We start from the raw sequence: 22,491 nt of genomic DNA, 5'->3' as shown, positions 1-22,491 counted from the left end.
TTTTTTTTTTTTTGGGGGGGGGGGGGGGGGGGGGGGGGGGGGGGCCCCCCCCCAAGGCTCAATCACTGACCATGACAGCGCCTGTACCGCGCCTCCAGATTGCGGTCCGGCATGGCATGGCTGCGCAACGCTTCCAGGGTCTGCTCGACATAATCGCGGGTCGTGCCATAACGCCCTTTGGCGCTGGCGAGGATATGGGTGAGCAGGCTGTCCGGCAGATTCCCCGCGTAGCACGGCAGATGCCGCTCCAGCACGAACCCCAGCGCCTGCACCTTGCTGCCGTCGTCCAACCGGCAATTCAGCCAGTGCGGGCGATACGCCGGGTACGGCATCTCGCGCTGCCACAGCGCCAGCAGCGAATCCTGCAGTTTGTCTTCCGGCAACCGATAGGCGAACCCGCTGCACGAACCGCCCCGATCCAGCCCAAACACCAGACCCGGACATTCCGGCGTGCCGCGATGCTCATGCGACCACAGGTACAGCCCGCGGTGATAACCATGAACCCGCCCGCGCCGCCGCTCGGTGGACTGGCACTCCGGGCGCCAGATCAACGAACCGTAGGCGAACAGCCAGACCGGGCCGCCTTGGTGCAGGGCCATGGTTTGCTGGACAGAGTCGAGAAGTTGCTCCCGGGACAATTGCTGACCGAAATCAAGTACCGGGGGATACGCAAGGGGAAAAGGTGCAGGTTCGATTACCGACATAGCCGCCGCCAAAGTTCCTCGTGAAATACCGAAGTACTCCACTATAGAGCCAACGCACTCAATAGACACTTACCGTACGGCAGACAACGGTTCGGAAACAAGCCCCCGCTCGCCTAAACACCGCGAAATACGGGAGTTTCAGAAGATCGAAGGACACTATTGCAAGTGTAGCGATACTTTTTCGCGGCGCCGGCAATAATTAAAAGGCGGGCGTTTGCTTATAAGCCTTACTTGGACACTCGGTTATAAACCGGCGCGTTGTTGCAACGCGCCTTATTACTCAAGTTAGCCGCGTGGGGCATAAGCGAATACATCGGCGCGCATCTGGTGCGCATCCATGCCGGCATTCACCAGGGCATCGAGGGTGGCATAGACCATGGCCGGCGAACCGCTGGCATAGACATGGATCCGCGACAGGTCGTCGAGGTCCTCGCAGACCGCCTCATGCAGCAGGCCGCAGCGCCCGTCCCAGCCACACAGGTCGCTCACGACCTTGTGCAGGAACAGGTTTGGCAGTTGCTCCCACTGCGCCCATGCGTCGATGCTGTAGAAGTCCTCGGGCCGGCGCACGCCCCAGTACAGATGCACCGGGTGCTTGAAGCCCTGCACGCGGCAATGCTCGATCAGGCTGTGCATCTGCGCCATGCCGGTGCCTGCGGCGATCAGCACCAGCGGACCTTCCGGCAATTCGGCGAGATGGGTGTCGCCGAACGGCATTTCGAGGCGGGCCATGCGAGTGCGCTGCAGTTGCGCGATCAGGTCCAGCGCGCTCTTTTCCCGCGCCAGCACGTGCATTTCCAGGTCACGACCAGCGTGCGGTGCCGACGCCAGGGAGAAGGCTGCCTTGTCGCCGCTTTCGCGCTCGATCAGCAGGTACTGCCCGGCGTGGTAGCGCGGCGGTTTGCCGGCCGGGGCGCGCAGGCGCACGCGCCAGACATCGCCACCGACCTCGGTGCACTCGCTCAACTGGCACGCCAGCGTACGCACCGGCAACTCGCCCAGGGCGAGCACGCCGTCCCAGAGCAGGATGCAGTCTTCCAGCGGTTCGGCGATGCAGGTGAACAGCTCACCGTGATCGCGTACTTCACCGTCCTGACGCACCCGGCCCTCCACCAGCAGGGCGGCACAGACGTGACAGTTGCCATTGCGGCAGCTCTGCGGGCAGTCGTAACCCAGGCGTTGTGCCGCTTCCAGAATCCTCTCTCCGGGCTTGAGCGCCAGTACGGCTCCGGACGGCTGCAAGGTTACCTGCATCAATCTATTCCCAACTGGTTCCACAGCTCATCGATCCGCTTGGTGACGGCCTCGTCCTTGACGATGACCCGGCCCCATTCGCGCGTGGTTTCGCCCGGCCACTTGTTGGTGGCGTCCAGGCCCATCTTCGAACCGAGGCCCGAGACCGGCGAGGCGAAGTCGAGGTAATCGATCGGCGTGTTCTCGATCAGCACCGTGTCGCGCTTGGGGTCCATGCGCGTGGTGATGGCCCAGATCACGTCGTTCCAGTCCCGCGCATTGACATCGTCGTCGGTGACAATAACGAACTTGGTGTACATGAACTGTCGCAAAAACGACCAGACGCCCAGCATTACCCGCTTGGCGTGCCCCGGGTACTGCTTCTTCATGGTGACCACCGCCATGCGGTAGGAGCAGCCTTCGGGTGGCAGGTAGAAGTCGGTGATTTCCGGGAACTGCTTCTGCAGGATCGGCACGAACACTTCGTTCAGCGCCACGCCGAGAATCGCCGGCTCATCCGGTGGACGGCCGGTGTAGGTGCTGTGATAGATCGGCTTGGTGCGGTGAGTGATGCGCTCGATGGTGAACACCGGGAAGCTGTCGACTTCGTTGTAATAGCCGGTGTGGTCGCCATACGGGCCTTCGGGCGCGGTTTCGCCGGGGTGGATCACGCCTTCCAGGATGATCTCGGCGGTCGCCGGCACCTGCAGGTCGCTGCCACGGCACTTCACAAGCTCGGTGCGGTTGCCCCGCAGCAGGCCGGCGAAGGCGTATTCGGAAAGGGTGTCCGGCACCGGCGTGACGGCACCGAGGATGGTCGCCGGGTCAGCGCCCAAGGCGACGGCCACCGGGAATGGCTTGCCGGGGTTCTTCTCGCACCACTCGCGGTAGTCGAGGGCACCGCCGCGGTGGCTGAGCCAGCGCATGATGACCTTGTTGCGGCCAATCACCTGCTGGCGATAGATGCCGAGGTTCTGCCGTTCCTTGTTCGGCCCGCGGGTAACGGTCAGGCCCCAGGTGATCAGCGGCGCGACGTCGCCTGGCCAGCAATGCTGGATCGGCAGCATGCCCAGGTCGACATCCTCGCCCTCGATGACCACTTCGTGGCAAGGCGCGTCCTTCACCACTTTCGGCGCCATGGCCACGACTTTCTTGAAGATCGGCAGCTTGGACCAGGCGTCCTTGAGCCCCTTTGGCGGCTCGGGCTCCTTGAGGAACGCCAGCAGCTTGCCGATTTCCCGCAGTTCGCTCACCGACTGGGCGCCCATGCCCATGGCCACCCGCTCCGGGGTGCCGAACAGGTTGCCGAGGACGGGAATGTCGTAACCGGTGGGGCGCTCGAACAACAGTGCCGGCCCCTTGGCCCGCAGTGTGCGGTCGCAGACTTCAGTCATTTCCAGGACCGGCGAAATGGGGACCTGGATGCGCTTGAGTTCTGAGCGCTGCTCCAGGCCACGGATAAAGTCGCGCAAATCGCGATACTGCATGCGTGAGCCTCGTGTTGGCCGTATCGGTCGGGACGGGCAGTGTAGCGCCGAACCGGGCCAGTCAGAATAGTCCGTAAGATAGATAGCAAAAAGCCGGGTTTCCCCGGCTCTTGCCTACAGCGAGTGCTTACTTGCGCTTCATCGACAGGAAGAACTCGTCGTTGGTCTTGGTCTGCTTGAGCTTGTCGATCAAGAACTCGATGGCAGCGATTTCGTCCATCGGGTGCAGCAGCTTGCGCAGGATCCACATGCGCTGCAGTTCGTCGTCGGCGGTCAGCAGCTCTTCGCGGCGGGTACCCGAACGGTTGATGTTGATGGCCGGGAACACACGCTTCTCGGCGATGCGACGGTCCAGAGGCAGTTCCATGTTGCCGGTGCCCTTGAACTCTTCGTAGATCACTTCGTCCATCTTCGAGCCGGTTTCAACCAGCGCGGTGGCGATGATGGTCAGCGAACCGCCTTCCTCGATGTTCCGTGCGGCACCGAAGAAACGCTTCGGTTTTTCCAGCGCGTGGGCATCGACACCACCGGTCAGTACCTTGCCGGAGCTCGGGATCACGGTGTTGTAGGCGCGAGCCAGACGGGTGATGGAGTCGAGCAGGATGACCACGTCTTTCTTGTGCTCGACCAGGCGCTTGGCCTTCTCGATGACCATTTCGGCCACTTGCACGTGACGGGTTGGCGGCTCGTCGAAGGTGGAGGCAACCACTTCGCCGCGCACGGTGCGCTGCATTTCGGTCACTTCTTCCGGGCGCTCGTCGATCAGCAGAACGATCAGGTGGCACTCGGGGTTGTTGCGGGTAATGTTCGCCGCGATGTTCTGCAGCATGATGGTCTTGCCCGCTTTCGGCGGGGCGACGATCAGGCCGCGCTGGCCTTTGCCGATCGGGGCGCACAGGTCGATAACGCGACCGGTGAGGTCTTCGGTGGAACCGTTGCCGGCTTCCATCTTCAGGCGCTTGTTGGGGAACAGCGGCGTCAGGTTTTCGAACAGGATCTTGTTCTTCGCGTTTTCAGGACGGTCGAAGTTGATGGTGTCGACCTTGAGCAGTGCGAAGTAACGCTCGCCTTCTTTTGGCGGCCGGATCTTGCCGACGATGGTGTCGCCGGTGCGCAGGTTGAAGCGACGGATCTGGCTTGGCGAGACGTAGATGTCGTCTGGGCCGGCCAGGTAGGAAGAATCCGCCGAACGCAGGAAGCCGAAGCCGTCCTGGAGAATCTCCAGCACGCCGTCACCGGAAATTTCCTCGCCGCTTTTCGCGTGCTTCTTCAACAGGGAGAAAATCACATCCTGCTTGCGCGAACGGGCCATATTTTCTATGCCCATCTGTTCGGCCATTTCTAGCAGATCGGTAATCGGCTTTTGCTTGAGTTCAGTCAGGTTCATAAGGGGATTGAGGTAATCATGTAAGAAGGGAGATTAAGCATCTGGCTTAATGAGGCCGCGCCGCAGAGAAGGCGACAGGATCGCGCACAAGTTCGAATTGGAAGGCGGCGGCGGTGTGCAGGGGGCATTGAAGAAACAATGCGAGGCCGAATTTAACACCTGCTTTTTCTGGCGTCTAGTCACCAGAATGAGAAAAGCCCCGACAAATGCGGGGCTTTTACAGACTCAGATATTGGCGTCGATGAACGCTTGCAACTGAGATTTCGACAGGGCGCCGACCTTGGTGGCTGCGACCTGGCCGTCCTTGAACAGCATCAGGGTCGGGATACCCCGAACGCCGTGCTTGCCCGGAGTATCCGGGTTTGAGTCGATGTTCAGCTTGGCGATGGTCAGCTTGCCGTTGTAATCCTCGGCGATAGCGTCCAGGACCGGAGCGATCATTTTGCAAGGACCGCACCACTCAGCCCAGTAGTCGACCAGTACAGGGCCCTGGGCCTGCAGTACGTCGGCCTCGAAACTGGCGTCGGTAACGTGTTTGATAAGATCGCTGCTCATGGAAATCTCCAGGTTCGGAAGCAAAAAAACGTTGCCCATCATAACGACCCTCTCTGCCGACAGGAAGCCGCCAGCGATTGAGTCTGTCTATGGTAGTTCATGATCTTGCGTATCGACTGTCACACAAAAGACACAATTCCTACGCGAAACTGCGCCATATCAAGCCTTGCACTGCTCCGCGTTGGCGTAAACCGACTATCGTGGCAGGATTGCCGGGTTAACGACCGAGAAGCCATCACATGCCGCATTCCACTGCCAAGAACCTTTCCCTGATCGCCGCCATTGACCTTGGCTCCAACAGCTTCCATATGGTTGTAGCCAAAGCCCATCACAGCGAAATCCGTATCCTTGAGCGGCTCGGCGAGAAGGTTCAACTGGCGGCTGGCATCAATGAAGAGCGCCAGCTCAACGAAGAATCCATGCAGCGCGGCCTCGACTGCCTCAAGCGCTTCGCCCAACTGATCAACGGCATGCCCCAGGGCTCGGTGCGCATCGTCGGCACCAACGCACTGCGCGAAGCGCGCAACCGCGGCGAGTTCATCCGCCGCGCCGAAGAAATCCTCGGCCATCCGGTGGAAGTGATTTCCGGTCGCGAGGAAGCCCGCCTCATTTATCTGGGTGTTTCCCACACCCTCGCCGACACCCCCGGCAAGCGCCTGGTGGCCGACATCGGCGGCGGCAGTACCGAGTTCATCATCGGCCAGCGCTTCGAACCGCTGCTGCGCGAAAGCCTGCAAATGGGCTGTGTCAGCTTCACCCAGCGTTATTTCCGCGACGGCAAGATCACCCCGGCACGCTACGCCCAGGCCTACACCGCGGCGCGCCTGGAGCTGATGAGCATCGAAACCGCCCTGCACCGCCTGGGCTGGGATGAAGCCATCGGGTCGTCCGGCACCATCCGCGCCATTGGTCTGGCCATCAAGGCCGGCGGCCTGGGCAACGGTGAAGTCAACGCCGAAGGCCTGGCCTGGCTCAAGCGCAAGCTGTTCAAGCTGGGCGAAATCGAGAAGATCGACTTCGACGGCGTCAAACCTGACCGTCGGGCGATCTTCCCGGCAGGCCTGGCGATCCTCGAAGCGATTTTCGACGCCCTCGAACTGCAACGCATGGACCACTGCGACGGCGCCCTGCGCGAAGGCGTGCTCTATGACCTGCTCGGCCGCCACCATCACGAAGACGTGCGCGAGCGCACCCTCAGTTCGCTGATGGAGCGCTACCACGTCGATCAGGGCCAGGTTGCCCGGGTCGAGCGCAAGGCGCTGCACGCCTTCGACCAGGTAGCCGCGGCGTGGGACCTGCAAGACGGTATCTGGCGTGAACTGCTGGGCTGGGCGGCCAAGGTGCATGAGGTAGGCCTGGACATCGCCCACTATCACTACCACAAGCACGGCGCCTACCTGATCGAACACTCCGACCTGGCCGGCTTCTCCCGCGAAGACCAGCAAATGCTGGCCCTGCTGGTGCGTGGCCACCGCCGCAACATTCCCAAGGACAAGTTCGCCGACTTCGGCGACGAAGGCGTGAAGCTCATTCGCCTGTGCGTACTGCTGCGCTTCGCCATCCTGTTCCACCACATCCGCGGCACCCAACAGATGCCGAAGGTGGAACTGCACGCCAATGGCGACAGCCTGGCCATCGCGTTCCCGGATAACTGGCTGGAAGAGAACCAGTTGACCCGGGCCGACTTCGAACAGGAAGCCGAGTGGTTGGCCCGGGTCGGTTTCGTCCTCAGCGTACGATAAGCACCGGATTGCTCAGGCGCTCGAGCAGAGTCGCCTGAACACTGCGCGGGTTCTGGTTGCCGGTCGGCGTGCTGCGTACGTAGCGGCCGTCCGGTTGCAGGATCCACGAGTGGGTGTTGTCGGTCAGGTACCCTTCCAGCTCTTTCTTCACCCGTAGCAGCAGTTTCTTGCCATCGACCGGGAAGCAGGTCTCGACGCGCTTGTCGAGGTTGCGCTCCATCCAGTCGGCACTGGACAGGAAGATCTGCTCCTCGCCGCCATTGAGGAAGTAGAACACCCGGGTGTGCTCCAGGAAGCGGCCGATGATCGAGCGCACGTGGATGTTGTGCGAGACGCCGGCGATGCCCGGACGCAGGCAGCACATGCCACGTACCACCAGATCAATGCGCACGCCCGACTGGCTGGCCTTGTACAGCGCGCGGATGATCTTCGGGTCGGTCAGCGAGTTGAACTTGGCGATGATGTGCGCCGGCTTGCCTTCCACGGCGAACTGGGTTTCCCGCGCGATCATGTCGAGCATGCCTTTCTTCAGGGTGAAAGGCGCGTGCAGCAGCTTTTTCATGCGCAGGGTCTTGCCCATGCCGATCAACTGGCTGAACAACTTGCCGACGTCCTCGCACAGGGCGTCGTCGGAGGTCAGCAGGCTGTAGTCGGTGTACAGGCGGGCGTTGCCGGCGTGGTAGTTGCCGGTCCCCAGGTGCGCGTAGCGGACGATCTCGCCGGCTTCGCGACGCAGGATCAACATCATCTTGGCGTGGGTCTTGAAGCCGACCACACCGTAGATCACCACGGCGCCCGCGGCCTGCAGGCGGCTGGCCATCTGCAGGTTGGACTCTTCGTCGAAGCGCGCGCGCAATTCGATCACCGCGGTGACCTCCTTGCCGTTACGCGCCGCGTCCACCAGCGCATCGACGATTTCCGAGTTGGCGCCGCTGCGGTAAAGGGTCTGGCGCACGGCCAGGACGTGCGGGTCCTTGGCGGCCTGGCGCAGCATGTCGACGACCGGAGTGAACGACTCGAACGGGTGCATCAGCAGGATGTCCTGCTTGCTCACCACGCTGAAAATGTTCTCGCTGTTCTGCAACAGCTTGGGAATGGCCGGCGTGAACGGGAGGTATTGCAGCTCTGGATGGCTGTCCAGGCCGGTGATGCTGAACAGGCGGGTCAGGTTGACCGGCCCATTGACCTGATACAGCTCGCTCTCGCTCAGGCTGAACTGCTTGAGCAGGTAGTCGGACAGGTGTTTCGGGCAAGTGTCGGCGACCTCTAGACGCACCGCGTCACCGTAGCGACGGGAGAACAGCTCGCCGCGCAGGGCGCGGGCCAGGTCTTCGACATCTTCGGAGTCCAGCGCCAGGTCGGCGTTACGGGTCAGGCGGAACTGGTAGCAGCCCTTGACCTTCATGCCCTGGAACAGGTCGTCGGCGTGCGCGTGGATCATCGACGAAAGGAATACATAGTTGTCGCCAGGGCCACCGACATCTTCCGGCACCCGGATAACCCGCGGCAGCAGACGCGGCGCCGGGATAATCGCCAGGCCCGAGTCGCGGCCGAAGGCATCGATACCTTCCAGCTCGACGATGAAGTTCAGGCTCTTGTTCACCAGCAGCGGGAACGGGTGAGTCGGGTCGAGGCCGATCGGCGTGATGATCGGCGCGATCTCGTCGCGGAAGAAGCGGCGCACCCAGGTCTTGAGCTTGGTCGTCCAGTGACGGCGACGGATGAAGCGGATCTGGTGCTTTTCCAGTTCCGGCAGCAGCACTTCGTTGAGAATCGCGTACTGGCGCTGCACTTCGTGGTGCACCAGGTCGCTGATCCGCGCCAGTGCCTGGTGCGGCTGCAGGCCGTCGGCGCCGGCCTGCTCGCGAGCGAAGGTGATCTGCTTTTTCAGGCCCGCAACACGAATCTCGAAGAACTCATCCAGGTTGCTGGAGAAGATCAGCAGAAACTTCAGCCGCTCCAGCAGGGGATAGGACTCATCCAGCGCCTGTTCCAGCACGCGGATGTTGAACTGCAATTGCGACAGTTCGCGATGGATGTAAAGGCTGCTGTCATCCAGGCCCGGTACCGCGACAGCGGGTGCCGGAGCAACCGCCGGCGCCTCCGCCGGGGGAGCCGCGACCACCTCGGGTTCTGGCGGGGTTTCCAGCAGTTGCTCGGGAGCGACTGGTTCATCCTTAACAGCGTCTTCGATCAGTGCTTCGTTATTCATCTTGCGTTCCTGAAGGGCGTTACTGCCCTCTCATCAATTGTGCGGCGCGTACAGCGAAGTAAGTCAGGATGCCGTCGGCGCCCGCTCGTTTGAAAGCGGTGAGCGATTCGAGAATGACGCCCTCGGAGAGCCAGCCATTCTGGATCGCAGCCATGTGCATCGCGTACTCGCCACTGACCTGGTAAACGAAGGTCGGCACCTTGAACTCGTCCTTGACCCGCTGAAGGATATCCAGATATGGCATGCCTGGCTTGACCATGACCATATCGGCGCCTTCGGAGAGGTCGGCTGCCACTTCGTGCAGCGCCTCATTGGTGTTGGCCGGATCCATCTGGTACGAGGCCTTGTTGGCCTTGCCCAGATTGAGCGCCGAGCCCACCGCATCGCGGAACGGACCATAGTAAGCGCTGGCGTACTTGGCCGAGTAGGCCATGATGCGCACGTTGACGTGCCCGGCCAGCTCCAGGGCTTCACGGATGGCCTGGATGCGGCCGTCCATCATGTCCGACGGAGCGACCACCTGGGCGCCGGCTTCGGCGTGGGACAGGGCCTGGCGGACCAGTGCATCGACGGTGATGTCGTTCTGCACATAGCCTTCTTCATCAAGGATGCCGTCCTGACCGTGGGTGGTGAACGGGTCAAGCGCGACGTCGGTAATCACGCCCAGTTCCGGGAAGCGTGCACGCAGGGCGCGGGTAGCGCGCTGGGCAATGCCTTCGGGGTTCCAGGCTTCGGCGCCATCGAGGGATTTGTTTTCCGACGGGGTCACCGGGAACAGTGCCAGCGCCGGAATGCCCAGCTCGACCCACTCCGCCGCCGCTTCCAGCAGCAGGTCGATGCTCAGGCGTTCGACGCCCGGCATGGAGGCCACTTCCTCGCGGCGGTTTTCACCGTCCAGCACGAATACCGGCAGGATCAGGTCATCGACAGTCAGGACATTCTCGCGAACCAGACGACGGGAAAAGTCATCACGGCGGTTGCGACGCAGGCGGGTAGCGGGGAACAGACGATTGGCAGGGGTAAAGCTCACGGCAGACTCCTGAGCCCGCGCGGACAGGCGGGCGCGACAGTTATAAGCGGCCATTATGACGCTTGTGTGACAGGCGGGGACAACCCTGCGACCTACAGACGCAGGCATTGTCCCTTGTAGGAATTGTTCACGTCGAGACACATTTGGACACTTTCCCCCAAGCGCTCGAAGGGGTAGGCTGCGCGTTCATTTCGCCAGCATCCAGAAAATGCTTCAAGAATTCCTGCAAGATTTCGGCTACTTTGCCCTTTTTCTAGGTACGTTTTTTGAAGGCGAGACCATCCTGGTACTGGCCGGATTCCTTGCGTTCCGCGGATACATGGACATCAACCTGGTGGTGCTGGTGGCGTTCTTCGGCAGCTATGCCGGCGATCAGCTCTGGTACTTCATGGGCCGTCGTCATGGGCGCAAGTTGCTGGCACGCAAACCGCGCTGGCAGTTGATGGGCGACCGGGCGCTTGAGCACATCCGCCGCCACCCGGACATCTGGGTGCTGAGTTTCCGCTTCGTCTACGGCCTGCGTACCGTGATGCCGGTGGCCATCGGCCTGTCCGGTTATCCACCGCGCCGCTACCTGTTGCTCAATGGCATCGGCGCGGCGGTCTGGGCGTTGGCCCTGGGTGCCGCCGCCTACCACTTCGGCGCGATTCTCGAAGGCCTGCTGGGCAACGTGAAGAAGTACGAACTATGGGTGCTCGGCGGCCTGCTGGTGCTCGGCGCCCTGCTGTGGCTGCGTCGCCGGTTCAAGGCCGCGCGCATTGCCAAACAGGAAGCGGCGGCTCAAGTACAGGCCGATCAGGCTGAGCAGGCTGTAACCGAGCAGCGCGACCCACCCCAGGGCGGTGACCGGCCCTAGACCGGTCACACCGGCCAGCGCATAGGCCGGCAGGTTCAGCCCCAGCCGCGTCAGTTCCAGACGCCGCGCCCAGGGACGGTTCTCCAGCGCCGTCCCCAACACGAACAATCCAAACGCCATCACTCCCCAGCCCAGCAGCAATGCTGCCAGCGGCAGGCGCCCGCCTGCGTTCATCAGATAGCTGCCCAGCGCCACATAGGCCGCGAATTGCAGCAACACGTAAAGCTGCTGCGCCCCACCCAGTGGCACCTCGAACTTGCGGAAATTCGTCAGATCCTGCTTCGCCTGTGGATAACGTTGCGCCACATCGGCCGGACGCCAGCCGGTGGGCATGAACCAGATTCGCAGCTTGTCCCACCAAAGCCCGGTGCGTCGCGCATCGGCCCAGAGTTGGGCGTAGAACTGCAGATTGGCCCACAGTGGATTCCAGCTCGCCAGCGGCGTGGTCACCCCGAAAATCACGGGCTCGTTATCGTCTTCTTCGAGAAAAGTGCCGAACAGCCGGTCCCAGAGAATGAACACGCCCCCGTAGTTGCGATCTATGTAGATAGGATTCTGCGCATGGTGGACGCGATGATTGGACGGCGTGACGAACAGCCACTCATACCAGCCAAGCTTGGGAATGTGCCGGGTATGCACCCAGAACTGATACAGCAGGTTCAGCGCACCGACGCTGACGAACACCAGCAGCGGCACGCCCAGCACCGCCAGCGGCAGGTAGAAGATCCACGACAGCAGAAAGCCGGTGCTGGTCTGACGCAGCGCGGTAGAAAGGTTGTAGTCCTCGCTCTGGTGATGCACCGAATGCGCGGCCCAGAGAATGTTGCGCTCGTGGCCGAAGCGATGCAGCCAGTAGTAGCAGAAGTCATAGGCGATGAACGCCAGCACCCACACCCACCAGGCATTCGCCGGCAACTCGAACAGCGCCAGGTGCTCCAGGGCAATGGCGTAGCTGACCAGCCCGACACCCTTGGTCAACAACCCCGTGGTGGTCGACAACACCCCCGCACTCAGGCTGTTGACGGCATCCGCCAACCGATAATTGCTCACGCCGCGCCAGCGGTCAGCCAGCAGTTCGACCGCGATCAAGACGAAGAAAAACGGCACGGCAAGCAGGATGAAGTCCATGGCGAGTCCATTTTCTGGCAATGGATCAAGATTAGGCCCGCAATGCGGGAATCCCTATGGCGACAACTGCCAAATTAGACGACATTTAGCGCCTCGAATCGGGAGTAGAAAGCATGACCAAAAAAGTTGCTGTGATTCTGTCAGGCTGCGGCGTCTACGACGGCGCGGAAATCCATGAAAGCGTCATCACCCTGCTGCGCCTCGACCAGCGCGGCGCCCAGGTGCAGTGCTTCGCGCCGAACATCGCGCAACTGCACGTGATCAACCACCTCACCGGCGAGGAAATGCCCGAGTCGCGCAATGTGTTGGTGGAGTCCGCGCGGATCGCCCGCGGCAATATCAAGGACCTGCGCGAAGCCGATGCCAACGACTTCGACGCGTTGATCGTGCCGGGTGGCTTCGGCACCGCGAAAAACCTTTCCAACCTGCTTCTTGAAGGCGCCAACTGCACCGTGCACCCGGATGTCCTGGCCCTGGCCGAAGCATTCGCCGAAGCCGGCAAGCCGGTAGGCCTGATCTGCATCTCGCCGGCACTGGCGGCGAAGATCTATGGCCCGGGCGTGGTCTGCACCATCGGCAACGACGCCGAGATCAGTGCGGCCATCGTCAAGATGGGCGGCACTCACGAAGAATGCGATGTGCACGGCATCGTCGAAGACACCGCGCGCAAGCTGGTCAGCACCCCGGCCTACATGCTCGCCCAGTCCATCAGCGACGCCGCCGGCGGCATCTACAAGCTGGTCGACCGCGTGCTGGAACTGACCCACGAAGGTGAGTGACCGGTGCTAGCCGGGCTGACGGCTCGGGCCTCAGCCCGGAAACTGCCGCGCCAGCCGCGTCAGGATGCGGTCTAGTGAATTGGCGAACGCCTGCTTTTCGCGTTCGCCATAAGGCGCCTGGCCGCCGCCGACCTGGCCCTGTTCACGCAGGTCGGTGAACAGGTTGCGCACCGCCAGCCGCTCGCCCATGTTGCGCTCATCGAACTCGCGACCCCGCGGATCGAGGGCAGCGACGCCCTTCTTCACCAGGCGGTCGGCCAGCGGCACATCGCTGCAGATCACCAGTTCGCCGGGGACCGCGTGTTCCACCAGGTAATCATCGGCGGCATCCGGCCCGCTCGGCACCACGATCAGCTTTACGCAGGCGAAAGGCGGCTTGGCCTGGGGCCCGCCGGCCACCATCACCACTTCAAATTGACGCTTGAGCGCGAATTTAACGATCTGATCCTTCGCGGCCTTGGGGCAGGCGTCGGCATCGATCCAGATACGCATCATTGAGTTATCCACAGCGAGACGAAACAGGCGGGCAGTATCCCCGCTCGCCCGCCCCGCTTCAAATCAATGCGCCGACACGCGGCGCCGCTCGCTGAACCAACTGCGCCCATACAGCACCGCGATCGCCAGCAGGGCCGCGACCTGGGCGGCCAGCGAATAGGCGTCGGCATGGATACCCAGCCAGTCGAAGTCGAAGAACGGCACCGGCCGGGTGCCGAAGATCCCGGCTTCCTGCAGCGCCTTGACGCCATGCCCGGCGAACACCACCGACAGCGCGCACAGCAGCGCCGCGTTGATGCTGAAGAACAGCGACAGCGGCAACTTGGCCGAGCCACGCAGGATCACCCACGCCAGACCCACCAACAGCACCAGCGCCGTGGCGCCACCCGCCAGCACCGCCTGATGCCCGGCCGGACCGGCCTGCAACCAGAGGGTTTCGTAGAACAGGATCACCTCGAACAGCTCGCGGTACACCGAGAAGAACGCCAGCATGGCGAAGCCGAAGCGACCGCCGCCGCCGACCAGGCTGCTCTTGATGTAGTCCTGCCAGGCCGCGGCATGCCGACGGTCGTGCATCCACACGCCGAGCCAGAGCACCATCACGCAGGCGAACAGCGCCGTGCAGCCTTCGAGCAGTTCGCGCTGCGCGCCGCCCACATCGATCACATACGCAGCCAGCGCCCAGGTGCCGAAGCCTGCCAGCAACGCCAGTCCCCAACCGATGTTGACGCTGCGCACCGCCGCCTGCTGCCCGGTGTTACGCAGAAACGCGAGGATGGCCGCCAGAACGAGGATCGCCTCCAGCCCTTCGCGCAACAGAATCAGCAAGCCGGAGATATAACTCAGCGACCAGCTCAGGCCATCACTGCCCAGCAGACCGGCGCACACCTTCAGCTTGGCCTTGGCGTCGGCCAGACGCTGGCTGACCTGCTCCAGCGGCAGGCCATCCTGCAGCGACTGACGGTAAGCCATCAGGGCTTTTTCGGTGTCTTTGCGCACGGTGCTGTCGACGTTGTCGAGCGAGCTTTCCACCAGTTCGAAGCCTTCCAGGTAAGCCGCCACGGACAGGTCGTAAGCCTGCTCGTGGTCACCACGCTGATAGGCCGCCAAGCTCTGGTCGAGGGTGGTGGCGGTGTAGTCGAGCAACTGCCCCGGACCGCGCTGGACCTGAGGCGGCTTGGCGCGCTGGGCACGGAAAGCGAGCAGCGCTTGCGCGCCTTGGGCCGCCTCGATTTCAGCCGGGGTCTGACGCGCCAGATCGGCGAGGTTGAACGGTTTGTCGCTGACGGCCTTGGCCGGATCGGCGCTGAACCCGGCGATGTAGGTGGCCAGGTCCCAGCGCTGGCGCTCGTCGAGCTGGTCGGCGAAGGACGGCATGTCGGTGCCTTCGATGCCCAGGCCGAGGGTGTTGTACAGATCGAACAGGCTCAGCCGGTCGAGGCGCGCGACATCCCGCAGGTTGGCGGGCGGCGGCTCCAGGCCGAGGCCCGCGGGGCCATCGCCGGCACCGCTGTCGCCGTGGCACACCGAGCAATGCTGGGCGTAGAGCGGCGCGCCGCGCGTCGGGTCGGGGGTGATGACCGGGGCCTGGCTGACTTCATACGCCAGCGCCAGCTCGGCGCCCAATTGCCGGGCCTGACGCGCCACGCTGGCGCCATCCTGATGTTCGCTGATGGCCTGGCGCAGCTTGCTGACGCCGTCCTGCAACGCCTGGCGCTGAGGCCGCTCCGGCAGGTCGGCGAGCAACCCTTGCAGGACCCCGACGAACTCCAGTTGCTCGGCGTACTCGGCCTTGTCCACCACGTTGCCGGACTGCACCGTGGCCGGGTAATCCGCGCCGATGTAATCCAGCAGGTGCAGCGCCTTCGCCGCCCCCTCGACAGGTTCAGCCAGTGCCGCGGCACTGCCCAGGGCCAGCACTGGCCACAGCAGCCAGGCGAACAAGCGGGAGCGGGAAATCATGGGGCCAGTCTCGGACGATAGCGATGAGGCGAATATTGTTCACCGCCGTCCAGGCGGGCTCAAGGCGAATCGTAAAAATTAGCAACAATTTCATTAATTGCCCTTCGGAGTGCGGCGGAAGTTACCGTTCATCGGGCACTTCGGAGATAATGGCACGCGTGCTGGCACTCACCTCAGGTAACAATCCACACGCGCTGGAGTACGGAAGTCCGCCCCATAATGCGCGCCTTTCGTTATGCCTCAACGGAATCAAAGAACAATTCAAACGCACTTTTCGGCCTCCGAAAGACCCCAACCTCTGTTCAGGGAAGAAGCAATGAAGTCCCGTGTCTTCACGTTTGCCGCGCTTTTCGTGGCACTCCAGCTGACAGGCTGCTCTGTGTTCCGCAGCTACGACAGCGAACTCCAGGAAACCAACCAGCACCTGAGCAGCGGCAACATCGACGCCGCCCTGGCCGTGCTTGAAAAAAACAACACCGGTGAAGACAAGGATCTTCTCTACTACTTCGAAAAAGGCGAGCTGCTGCGCTCCAAGGGCGACCTGACCGGCAGCCAGTTGGCCTGGCGCGAGGCCGATGGGCTGGTGTTCAAATGGGAAGAGTCGGTCAAGCTCGACACCGAGAAATACCTGAGCCAGTTCGGCAGCTACCTGGTCAACGACAAGGTTCGCCGCTACGAAGGCTATGACTATGAAAAAGTCATGCTGACCACCCAAATGGCCCTGAACCTGCTCGCGCAGAACGACTTCGACGGCGCCCGCACCGAAATCAAGAAAACCCACGAGCGTGAGGCAGTGATCGCCGAGCTGCGCGACAAGGAATACCTCAAGCGCGAAGAAGAAGCCGAGAAGGAAGGCGTCACGACCGAGTACAAGGACCTGCGCGGCTACCCGGTCGCCGCCCTTGATGCGCCCGAAGTCATCGGCCTGAAAAACAGCTACCAGAGCGCGTTCAGCCATTACCTGTCCGGCTTCGTCTACGAGGCGCTGGGCGAACAGGGCCTGGCCGCGCCGGGTTATCGCAAGGCTGCCGAACTGCTGCCCAACACCCCGCTGCTGGAACAGGCCCTGCTCGACCTCGACAAGAGCGCCGACAACAACAGTGAGCCCGCCCCCGTCGCCAGCAAGAACAAGGGCAAGCGCAAAGGCAAGGCCAAAGAAGTCGTCGTGGAAAAACCCAAGAGCCAGGACAGCGACGTGCTGATCGTGGTCCAGAGCGGCCTGGCGCCAGCCCGCGACTCGATCCGCATCCCGTTGCCGCTGGTGATCAGCGGCAATCTGGTGATCACCCCGCTGTCGTTCCCGATCATCCGCGAAGACACATCCACCGCCCATGTCGGCCAGGTCACGCTGGACGACAAGTCGCTGTCGCTGACCACGCTCAACAGCACTTCGGCCATGTCTCGTCGGGCCTTGCGCGACGACATGCCGGGCATCATCCTGCGCACCAGCGTGCGCGCCGTCACCCGCGCGGTGGCGCAGAAGCAGATCAACGACGTCAACCCGCTGGCCGGCCTGGCCGTGGGCATCGCCTCCGCCATCACCGAAGGCGCTGACACCCGCACCTGGCGCACCCTGCCCAACGAAACCCTGGTCGCCCGTGTGCGCCTGAGTCCGGGCGAGCACCAGTTGAGCCTGCCGTCAGGCTTGGGCGGCAGCAAGATCGTGGTGAAAGTCGACCGTCCTTATCAGGTCGTTTCGCTGCGCGTCGTTGGCAACCAGGTCTTCGCCGCCGGCTCCGCCAGGCTCCTCACACCTCCGGCTCCGGCAGCCGCCGTCGCCACCCTCAAGTAACCCAAGGACTGTCATGCGCTTCAAACTCGCCATCGCCCTCGCCACCGCCCTGCTGGCCGGTTGCGCCACACCGCCGCCCGCTCCCGGCAGCGCCGCCAGCAAAGTCGTGGTCATGGGCAAGCTGAAGAACATCGAGACCGGCCCGATGCGGGTCGCCCGCGAGAACGGCTTTCTCACCGTCAAGGTCGCGCTGAACAACACCAGCGGCAGCAACAAGACCCTCTTCTACCGCTTCGCCTGGTTGGGCAACGACGGCTTCCCCGTCGCCGACGAGGAAAGCTGGAAGACCCTGACCCTGTACGGTTCGCAATCCAGCGTCTTGCCAGCGATTGCGCCGGTTCCCCAGGCCACCGATTTCCGCCTCGAAGTCCAGTCTCAGTAATTTTTTTCCGGAGTTTTCTACATGAAGTTTGTCCAGCTTTCCCTGCTCGCCGCCGTCGTTGCCCTGGCCAGCGGCTGCTCGTCGCCCTCCCCGGTGCTGGGCGGCAAGAACATCAGCTACGGCGACAGCAAGGCCGTCGAACTGGTGACCAATGAATTCGGTTCCACCGACCTGCAAATGATCGCCGAAACCATGACCCGCTCCCTGGCCCAGTCCGGCGTGCTGCAAGGTCGTCCGGTGGTTCAGGTCTACGACGTGAAGAACAAGACCAGCGAGTACATCGATACCCGCGAGATCACCACCTCGATCAAGACCCAGTTGATGAAGTCCGGCACCGCCCGCTTCGCCAGCGACAACAACCAGATGCAGAGCCAGGTCGACCAGCTCAAGCTGCAGAACCAGAGCGGCCTGTACAAGAAAAACACCGTCGCCAAGACCGGCAACATGATCGCCGCCAAATACCGCCTGGAAGGCTCGATCAGCTCGATCGTCAAGCGCAGCGAGGACTACAAGGACGTCTTCTACAAATTCAGCCTGCAACTGATCGACGTCGAAAGCGGCCTGGCCGAGTGGATGGACGAGAAAGAAATCCGCAAGACCACGGAGCGATAAGCAATGCGCGCATGGATGGGAATTCTGGGCCTGGCCTGCGCCTTTGGCGTACAGGCGGCCCCCAAGGTGGCGGTCACCGATCTGGCGTATCAGGAGCGTGTGGAGCAGTACATCCACATCGTTTCTGCGCAGAACAGTTCGCAGGCAAGCATGTATAGCGCCAGCGGCTCGTCGAACTACAACGAGTTCGAGAGCAGCCAGAGCTACATCGAGCAGACCGAACTGCGCAAGTTCAGCGGCGACATCAAGGGCGAGATCATCAAGTCCGGGATGTTCCAACTGGTGCAGGGCACGCCCTACACCGCCGACGCCAAGGGTGACGTCTACGACATCATCAAGCGCATCAAGGCCGGCCACTTCAAGGGCGCGGACTATGTGCTGTTCGGCACCTTGTCGGATGTCGACTTCGAGCAGGACACCAACGCCATCGACAACACCAACAGCTACTCGGCGGTGTTGGGCCTGACCCTGGTGGCCGATTTCAGCCTGATCAACACCCGCACCTACGAAATCACCTCGGCGTTCACCGCCATGGGTGAAGGCCAGCAAACCAAGCTGGTCAACGGTCGCGACGCGAAAATCAGCCTGAGCCGGCCAAAGGTGGTGCGTGAAGTGTCGAAAGAGCTGGGCATCGATGTCGCCCGGCAACTGGCCGAGCAACTGGGCGGCCCGGTACCGGGGCAGCCTCGCAGCTACCAGGGTGGCAACAACCTGCCGCCGGATGAGCCGGCGCAGATCCTGCGCTGAAGCCGGAGACGGCAAAGAGACACGGGGTCCTTCGCGAGCAAGCTCGCTCCTACAGATGCGTCGCTTTTGTAGGAGCGAGCTTGCTCGCGAAGGGCCTCAATGGTTTAACGGACGGGCAAAACCCAGGTCGCCCTTTTCATTGCAGATCGAATCAGACCGGTGCCCGGCGAATGGTCGCCAGCAACGTCGCCGCGCCCAGGAACAGGCCAGCGAAGGTGCGGTTCATCCGGCGTTGCTGCTTCGGCGTACGCAGCAGGCGCAGCACGCGAGAGGCCAGCCCGGTGTAGCCGGCCATCACCAGCAGGTCCACGCTGATCATGGTCACGGTGATCGCCACGTATTGCGGCAGCAGCGGCTCGTGCGGGTTGATGAACTGCGGCAGCACCGCAAGCATGAAGACCAGCGCCTTGGGGTTGCTGACGTTGACCAGGAAACCACGGAACACCAGGCTCAGCGGCTTGCCGATGGGCCGGACCGCAGCGTCGTCGGACAGGTCAGCCGGCAGTGCTCGCCATTGCTTCACAGCCAGGTAGATCAGATAGGCCACGCCAAACCACTTGATGATCTGGAACGCGGTGGCCGACGCCGCGAGGATAGCGCCAACGCCGGCGGCAATGATCGCAATCTGCAGGATCAGGCCCAGTTGCAGACCCAGGGCGTTCCAGTAACCGCGCCAGAAGCCATATTGCAAACCGCAGGACATGGAGGCGATAGCCCCTGCACCCGGCGACAGACTGATTACCCAACAGGCGGCGAAAAAAGCCAACCACGTTTCCAGCGACATGACACACCTCGGCCAAAAGATCGGTTCAAGGCCTCACGCTAATCCGCTGGAAAAGAAATCACCACAAAATTTTTCAGCGATCGCTCAATGACCGCTCGACTTGTCATCGGTCACCAGTGGCAAGACATCACTGCCACGCCAGCGCCGCACGGACTTCTGGAAGAACTGGCTGTTCGGCACCTGCACCAGCGCGCCGCCGGTTTCAGGCAGTTCCACCAGGGTGGTGAACAGCAGGTTGATGGCCGTGACCCGGCCCTTGATGCCCGGCTTGTCGGTGGTGTCGACCAGCTCCACCACATCGCCGATGCGGAACGGGCCGACGGTGAAGATCAGCACCGCGCACAGCAGGTTCGACAGCACGCTCCAGATCGCGAAGAACGCCACCGCGGCAACCGCGACAAAGCCCGACAGCGCCGTCCACAACACCGTGGCGGAAACCCCGAGACGCTCCAGCACAAACAGCAAAGCGCTGCCCATGATCAGCCAGCGCAGACCACCGCGCAGCGGCACCATCAGTTGCGGCGGCAGCGGGTAGCGCTCGCTCAGGCGTTTCAGGCAGCGGGCAACCAGGCGTTGCAGGACGAATGCCACCACCAGGATCAGCAGGATCTGCAAACCCATCCAGAACGGTCCGATCCACTCCACCGGCAACATCTGCCGCAACGACTCCATCAGGACAATGCCTCCAGCTCCGCCTGCATGTTTTCCAGCACTTCGAGCGCTTCCATCCAGGCTTCTTCCAGTTCCGCTTCGCGACCTTTGAGCTGGGCCTGACGGGCCAGCAGGTCACGCAGTTCGTCCTTGCGGGCGGCCTCGTAGACACCGCTGTCGCCGAGGCTCGCTTCGACTTTCGCCAGCTCCGCGTGCAGCTTGCCCAGCTCGGCTTCAAGCTTGTCGGCCTCGCGCTTGTGCGGTGCCAATTGCTGGCGCAGGGCTGCGGCGGCCTGGCGCTGGGCCTTCTTGTCGGTCTTGTCGGGGTTGACCGGCGTTGTACTGACCGGCGCGTTGCGCTGGCGATACTCCACCAGCCAGCGGGCGTAGTCATCGAGGTCGCCGTCGAAGGCTTCCATCTTGCCGTCGGCGACCAGCAGGAACTCGTCCGTGGTGCTCTTGAGCAGATGACGATCGTGAGAGACCACCACGACGGCGCCGCTGAATTCCTGCAGCGCCATGGTCAGCGCCAGGCGCATTTCCAGGTCGAGGTGGTTGGTCGGTTCGTCGAGCAGCAGCAGGTTCGGCCGCTCCCAGGCAATCAGCGCCAGGGCCAGGCGGGCTTTCTCGCCACCGGAGAAATTCAGCACCGGCTCGTCGCAGCGATTGCCACGGAAGTCGAAACCGCCGAGGAAATCGCGCAGCGTCTGTTCGCGCTCGGTCGGCGCCAGGCGCTGCAGGTGCAGCAACGGGCTGGCCTTGCTGTCGAGGGAGTCGAGCTGGTGCTGAGCGAAGTAGCCAACCACCAGGTTCTCGCCGCGTACCAGGCGACCGGCCAATGGCTCCAACTCGCCCGCGAGGTTCTTGATCAGCGTCGACTTGCCCGCGCCGTTAGGGCCCAGCAGGCCGATACGGGCACCCGGTGCCAGTTGCAGCTTGATCTTCTCCAGCACGATTTTGTCGCCGTAGCCGAGGCGGGCTTCGGCGAGGTCGAGCAGCGGGCTGGAGATCTTCTCGGACTCGCGGAAAGCGAAGTCGAACGGCGAATCGACGTGGGCCGCCGACAGTTCTTCCATGCGCTCCAGGGCCTTGATCCGGCTCTGCGCCTGACGGGCCTTGGTCGCCTGGGCCTTGAACCGGGCGATGTATTTTTCCATGTGGGCGCGCTGCGCCTGCTGCTTCTCGTACGCCTGCTGCTGTTGCGCCAGGCGCTCGGCCCGGGCCCGCTCGAAGGCGCTGTAGCCGCCGCGGTAGAGCGTCAGCTTGCACTGCTCGACATGGGCGACGTGATCGACCACGGCATCGAGGAAATCACGGTCGTGAGAGATCAGCAGCAGCGTGCCGGGGTAGCCCTTGAGCCAGTCTTCCAGCCAGAGGATCGCGTCGAGGTCCAGGTGGTTGGTGGGTTCGTCGAGCAGCAGCAGGTCGGAGGGGCACATCAGCGCCTGCGCCAGGTTCAGACGCATCCGCCAGCCACCGGAGAAGTCGCCGACACGGCGGTCCATCTGCTCGTTGCTGAAGCCGAGGCCAGCCAGCAGCTTGCGCGCCCGCGCATCGGCGGTGTAGCCGTCAGCGCTGTCGAGCTCGATGTGCAGCCGCGCCAGGGCGATGTTGTCATGGGCGGCTTCGGCGGCGACAAGCGCGTCCTGGACCTTGCGCAGGTGCACATCGCCGTCCAGCACATAGTCCACGGCCAGGCGGTCGAGGGTGTCGACCTCCTGGCGCATGTGGGCGATACGCCAGTCGCCGGGCAACTGACAGTTGCCGGCGTCGGGTGTGAGCTCGCCGCGTAGCAAGGCGAACAGGCTGGACTTGCCGGCGCCGTTGGCACCGATCAAACCGGCTTTGTGGCCGGCGTGCAGGGTGAGCTCCGCGCCTTCTAGCAGGCGTTGCGGACCACGCTGTAAAGTGAGGTTCGAAAGTCTGATCATAATGGCCGCGGAGTCTACCAGC

19 protein-coding genes and 1 pseudogene are annotated in these 22,491 nt (G+C 62.8%); 7 read left to right on the top strand and 13 right to left on the bottom strand.

Going from position 1 to position 22,491, the window contains the following annotated elements; genetic code table 11:
- Positions 1-62: 62 nt before the first annotated feature.
- From NTD88_RS00355 to trxA, 5 genes are all read right to left on the bottom strand, one after another.
- Positions 63-704: a gamma-glutamylcyclotransferase gene (locus NTD88_RS00355; RefSeq protein ID WP_095156441.1), complete on the bottom strand. Its 642-nt coding sequence runs from the start codon at positions 702-704 to the stop codon at positions 63-65.
- Between the two features lie 285 nt (positions 705-989).
- The gene (locus NTD88_RS00350; protein WP_262153636.1) at positions 990-1,958 is read right to left on the bottom strand and encodes a CDP-6-deoxy-delta-3,4-glucoseen reductase; all 969 of its coding nucleotides are present in this window, start codon (positions 1,956-1,958) and stop codon (positions 990-992) included.
- On the bottom strand, positions 1,958-3,424 hold the full coding sequence (gene ubiD / locus NTD88_RS00345; protein WP_095156443.1) for a 4-hydroxy-3-polyprenylbenzoate decarboxylase: 1,467 nt from the start codon (positions 3,422-3,424) through the stop codon (positions 1,958-1,960). Before ubiD ends, NTD88_RS00350 begins: the two co-directional genes overlap by 1 nt.
- Before the next feature lie 127 nt (positions 3,425-3,551).
- Positions 3,552-4,811, bottom strand: coding sequence for a transcription termination factor Rho (rho, locus tag NTD88_RS00340; protein WP_095156444.1), 1,260 nt, complete (start codon positions 4,809-4,811; stop codon positions 3,552-3,554).
- A 225-nt stretch (positions 4,812-5,036) separates the two neighbouring features.
- Positions 5,037-5,366 carry a thioredoxin TrxA gene (trxA, locus tag NTD88_RS00335; protein WP_095156497.1) on the bottom strand — a complete coding sequence of 110 codons (330 nt, stop codon included), beginning with the start codon at positions 5,364-5,366 and terminating at the stop codon, positions 5,037-5,039.
- 239 nt (positions 5,367-5,605) lie between these two features.
- Between trxA and ppx the strand changes: the two genes are divergently transcribed.
- On the top strand, positions 5,606-7,108 hold the full coding sequence (gene ppx / locus NTD88_RS00330; RefSeq protein WP_262128026.1) for an exopolyphosphatase: 1,503 nt from the start codon (positions 5,606-5,608) through the stop codon (positions 7,106-7,108).
- Here ppx and ppk1 read toward each other — a convergent pair.
- Together ppk1 and hemB are read right to left on the bottom strand one after the other, a co-directional pair.
- Complete coding sequence (ppk1, locus tag NTD88_RS00325; RefSeq protein ID WP_095156446.1) at positions 7,095-9,320, bottom strand: polyphosphate kinase 1; 2,226 nt, start codon at positions 9,318-9,320, stop codon at positions 7,095-7,097. The genes ppx and ppk1 overlap by 14 nt on opposite strands.
- Positions 9,321-9,339: 19 nt before the next feature.
- Positions 9,340-10,350, bottom strand: coding sequence for a porphobilinogen synthase (hemB, locus tag NTD88_RS00320; protein WP_095156447.1), 1,011 nt, complete (start codon positions 10,348-10,350; stop codon positions 9,340-9,342).
- A gap of 208 nt (positions 10,351-10,558) precedes the next feature.
- On the opposite strand from hemB, the gene NTD88_RS00315 reads away from it, so the two are divergent.
- Positions 10,559-11,206 (top strand): DedA family protein, encoded by a 648-nt coding sequence (locus tag NTD88_RS00315; RefSeq protein ID WP_175652605.1) that lies wholly within the window; start codon positions 10,559-10,561, stop codon positions 11,204-11,206.
- On the opposite strand, the pseudogene NTD88_RS00310 reads toward NTD88_RS00315, so the two are convergent.
- Positions 11,126-12,334 (bottom strand): annotated as a pseudogene (locus NTD88_RS00310) (sterol desaturase family protein); the annotation flags it as partial. The gene NTD88_RS00315 and the pseudogene NTD88_RS00310 overlap by 81 nt on opposite strands.
- A gap of 113 nt (positions 12,335-12,447) precedes the next feature.
- Between NTD88_RS00310 and elbB the strand changes: the two are divergent.
- The gene (gene elbB / locus NTD88_RS00305) at positions 12,448-13,113 is read left to right on the top strand and encodes an isoprenoid biosynthesis glyoxalase ElbB (protein ID WP_262153635.1); all 666 of its coding nucleotides are present in this window, start codon (positions 12,448-12,450) and stop codon (positions 13,111-13,113) included.
- A gap of 30 nt (positions 13,114-13,143) precedes the next feature.
- On the opposite strand, the gene NTD88_RS00300 is transcribed toward elbB, so the two are convergent.
- Both NTD88_RS00300 and NTD88_RS00295 read right to left on the bottom strand, forming a co-directional pair.
- Positions 13,144-13,605, bottom strand: a complete 462-nt coding sequence (locus NTD88_RS00300; RefSeq protein ID WP_095156498.1) for a YaiI/YqxD family protein — start codon at positions 13,603-13,605, stop codon at positions 13,144-13,146.
- A 66-nt stretch (positions 13,606-13,671) separates the two neighbouring features.
- Complete coding sequence (locus NTD88_RS00295; RefSeq protein ID WP_262153633.1) at positions 13,672-15,570, bottom strand: cytochrome c/FTR1 family iron permease; 1,899 nt, start codon at positions 15,568-15,570, stop codon at positions 13,672-13,674.
- A gap of 316 nt (positions 15,571-15,886) precedes the next feature.
- On the opposite strand from NTD88_RS00295, the gene NTD88_RS00290 reads away from it, so the two are divergent.
- Genes NTD88_RS00290 through NTD88_RS00275 form a run of 4 tightly spaced genes read left to right on the top strand, consistent with a single transcriptional unit; the run spans position 15,887 to position 19,103 of the window.
- Complete coding sequence (locus NTD88_RS00290) at positions 15,887-17,362, top strand: COG3014 family protein (RefSeq protein ID WP_095156451.1); 1,476 nt, start codon at positions 15,887-15,889, stop codon at positions 17,360-17,362.
- Between the two features lie 13 nt (positions 17,363-17,375).
- Positions 17,376-17,744, top strand: a complete 369-nt coding sequence (locus NTD88_RS00285; protein WP_095156452.1) for a YcfL family protein — start codon at positions 17,376-17,378, stop codon at positions 17,742-17,744.
- Between the two features lie 21 nt (positions 17,745-17,765).
- Complete coding sequence (gene lpoB / locus NTD88_RS00280; RefSeq protein ID WP_095156453.1) at positions 17,766-18,356, top strand: penicillin-binding protein activator LpoB; 591 nt, start codon at positions 17,766-17,768, stop codon at positions 18,354-18,356.
- A gap of 3 nt (positions 18,357-18,359) precedes the next feature.
- A complete protein-coding gene (locus tag NTD88_RS00275; protein ID WP_262153632.1) occupies positions 18,360-19,103 on the top strand; it encodes a penicillin-binding protein activator LpoB in 744 nt (247 codons plus the stop codon).
- A gap of 151 nt (positions 19,104-19,254) precedes the next feature.
- Here NTD88_RS00275 and NTD88_RS00270 read toward each other — a convergent pair whose 3' ends face one another.
- The 3 genes from NTD88_RS00270 to abc-f all read right to left on the bottom strand — a co-directional run bounded on the left by NTD88_RS00270 (position 19,255) and on the right by abc-f (position 22,469).
- Positions 19,255-19,887 (bottom strand): LysE family transporter, encoded by a 633-nt coding sequence (locus NTD88_RS00270; RefSeq protein WP_095156455.1) that lies wholly within the window; start codon positions 19,885-19,887, stop codon positions 19,255-19,257.
- A gap of 84 nt (positions 19,888-19,971) precedes the next feature.
- Positions 19,972-20,559 carry a mechanosensitive ion channel family protein gene (locus NTD88_RS00265; protein WP_095156456.1) on the bottom strand — a complete coding sequence of 196 codons (588 nt, stop codon included), beginning with the start codon at positions 20,557-20,559 and terminating at the stop codon, positions 19,972-19,974.
- Positions 20,559-22,469, bottom strand: a complete 1,911-nt coding sequence (abc-f, locus tag NTD88_RS00260) for a ribosomal protection-like ABC-F family protein (protein WP_262153631.1) — start codon at positions 22,467-22,469, stop codon at positions 20,559-20,561. Before abc-f ends, NTD88_RS00265 begins: the two co-directional genes overlap by 1 nt.
- Between the last annotated feature and the right edge of the window lie 22 nt (positions 22,470-22,491).

It is taken from the genome of Pseudomonas sp. 20P_3.2_Bac5 (genome assembly GCF_025466035.1).
Classification (GTDB): Bacteria; Pseudomonadota; Gammaproteobacteria; order Pseudomonadales; family Pseudomonadaceae; genus Aquipseudomonas.
Note: the sequence above shows the minus strand (reverse complement) of the source record. Positions and strands in the feature narration are given on the sequence as shown.

Coding starts and splice junctions, on each gene's coding strand:
- NTD88_RS00315 (WP_175652605.1), top strand. CDS start 10,559: ATGCTTCAAGAATTCCTGCAAGATTTCGGCTACTTTGCCCTTTTTCTA.
- NTD88_RS00265 (WP_095156456.1), bottom strand. CDS start 20,559: ATGGAGTCGTTGCGGCAGATGTTGCCGGTGGAGTGGATCGGACCGTTC.
- NTD88_RS00290 (WP_095156451.1), top strand. CDS start 15,887: ATGAAGTCCCGTGTCTTCACGTTTGCCGCGCTTTTCGTGGCACTCCAG.
- ppx (WP_262128026.1), top strand. CDS start 5,606: ATGCCGCATTCCACTGCCAAGAACCTTTCCCTGATCGCCGCCATTGAC.
- ubiD (WP_095156443.1), bottom strand. CDS start 3,424: ATGCAGTATCGCGATTTGCGCGACTTTATCCGTGGCCTGGAGCAGCGC.
- ppk1 (WP_095156446.1), bottom strand. CDS start 9,320: ATGAATAACGAAGCACTGATCGAAGACGCTGTTAAGGATGAACCAGTC.
- NTD88_RS00300 (WP_095156498.1), bottom strand. CDS start 13,605: ATGCGTATCTGGATCGATGCCGACGCCTGCCCCAAGGCCGCGAAGGAT.
- lpoB (WP_095156453.1), top strand. CDS start 17,766: ATGAAGTTTGTCCAGCTTTCCCTGCTCGCCGCCGTCGTTGCCCTGGCC.
- abc-f (WP_262153631.1), bottom strand. CDS start 22,469: ATGATCAGACTTTCGAACCTCACTTTACAGCGTGGTCCGCAACGCCTG.
- NTD88_RS00275 (WP_262153632.1), top strand. CDS start 18,360: ATGCGCGCATGGATGGGAATTCTGGGCCTGGCCTGCGCCTTTGGCGTA.
- rho (WP_095156444.1), bottom strand. CDS start 4,811: ATGAACCTGACTGAACTCAAGCAAAAGCCGATTACCGATCTGCTAGAA.
- NTD88_RS00285 (WP_095156452.1), top strand. CDS start 17,376: ATGCGCTTCAAACTCGCCATCGCCCTCGCCACCGCCCTGCTGGCCGGT.
- NTD88_RS00295 (WP_262153633.1), bottom strand. CDS start 15,570: ATGATTTCCCGCTCCCGCTTGTTCGCCTGGCTGCTGTGGCCAGTGCTG.
- trxA (WP_095156497.1), bottom strand. CDS start 5,366: ATGAGCAGCGATCTTATCAAACACGTTACCGACGCCAGTTTCGAGGCC.
- NTD88_RS00355 (WP_095156441.1), bottom strand. CDS start 704: ATGTCGGTAATCGAACCTGCACCTTTTCCCCTTGCGTATCCCCCGGTA.
- elbB (WP_262153635.1), top strand. CDS start 12,448: ATGACCAAAAAAGTTGCTGTGATTCTGTCAGGCTGCGGCGTCTACGAC.
- NTD88_RS00350 (WP_262153636.1), bottom strand. CDS start 1,958: ATGCAGGTAACCTTGCAGCCGTCCGGAGCCGTACTGGCGCTCAAGCCC.
- NTD88_RS00270 (WP_095156455.1), bottom strand. CDS start 19,887: ATGTCGCTGGAAACGTGGTTGGCTTTTTTCGCCGCCTGTTGGGTAATC.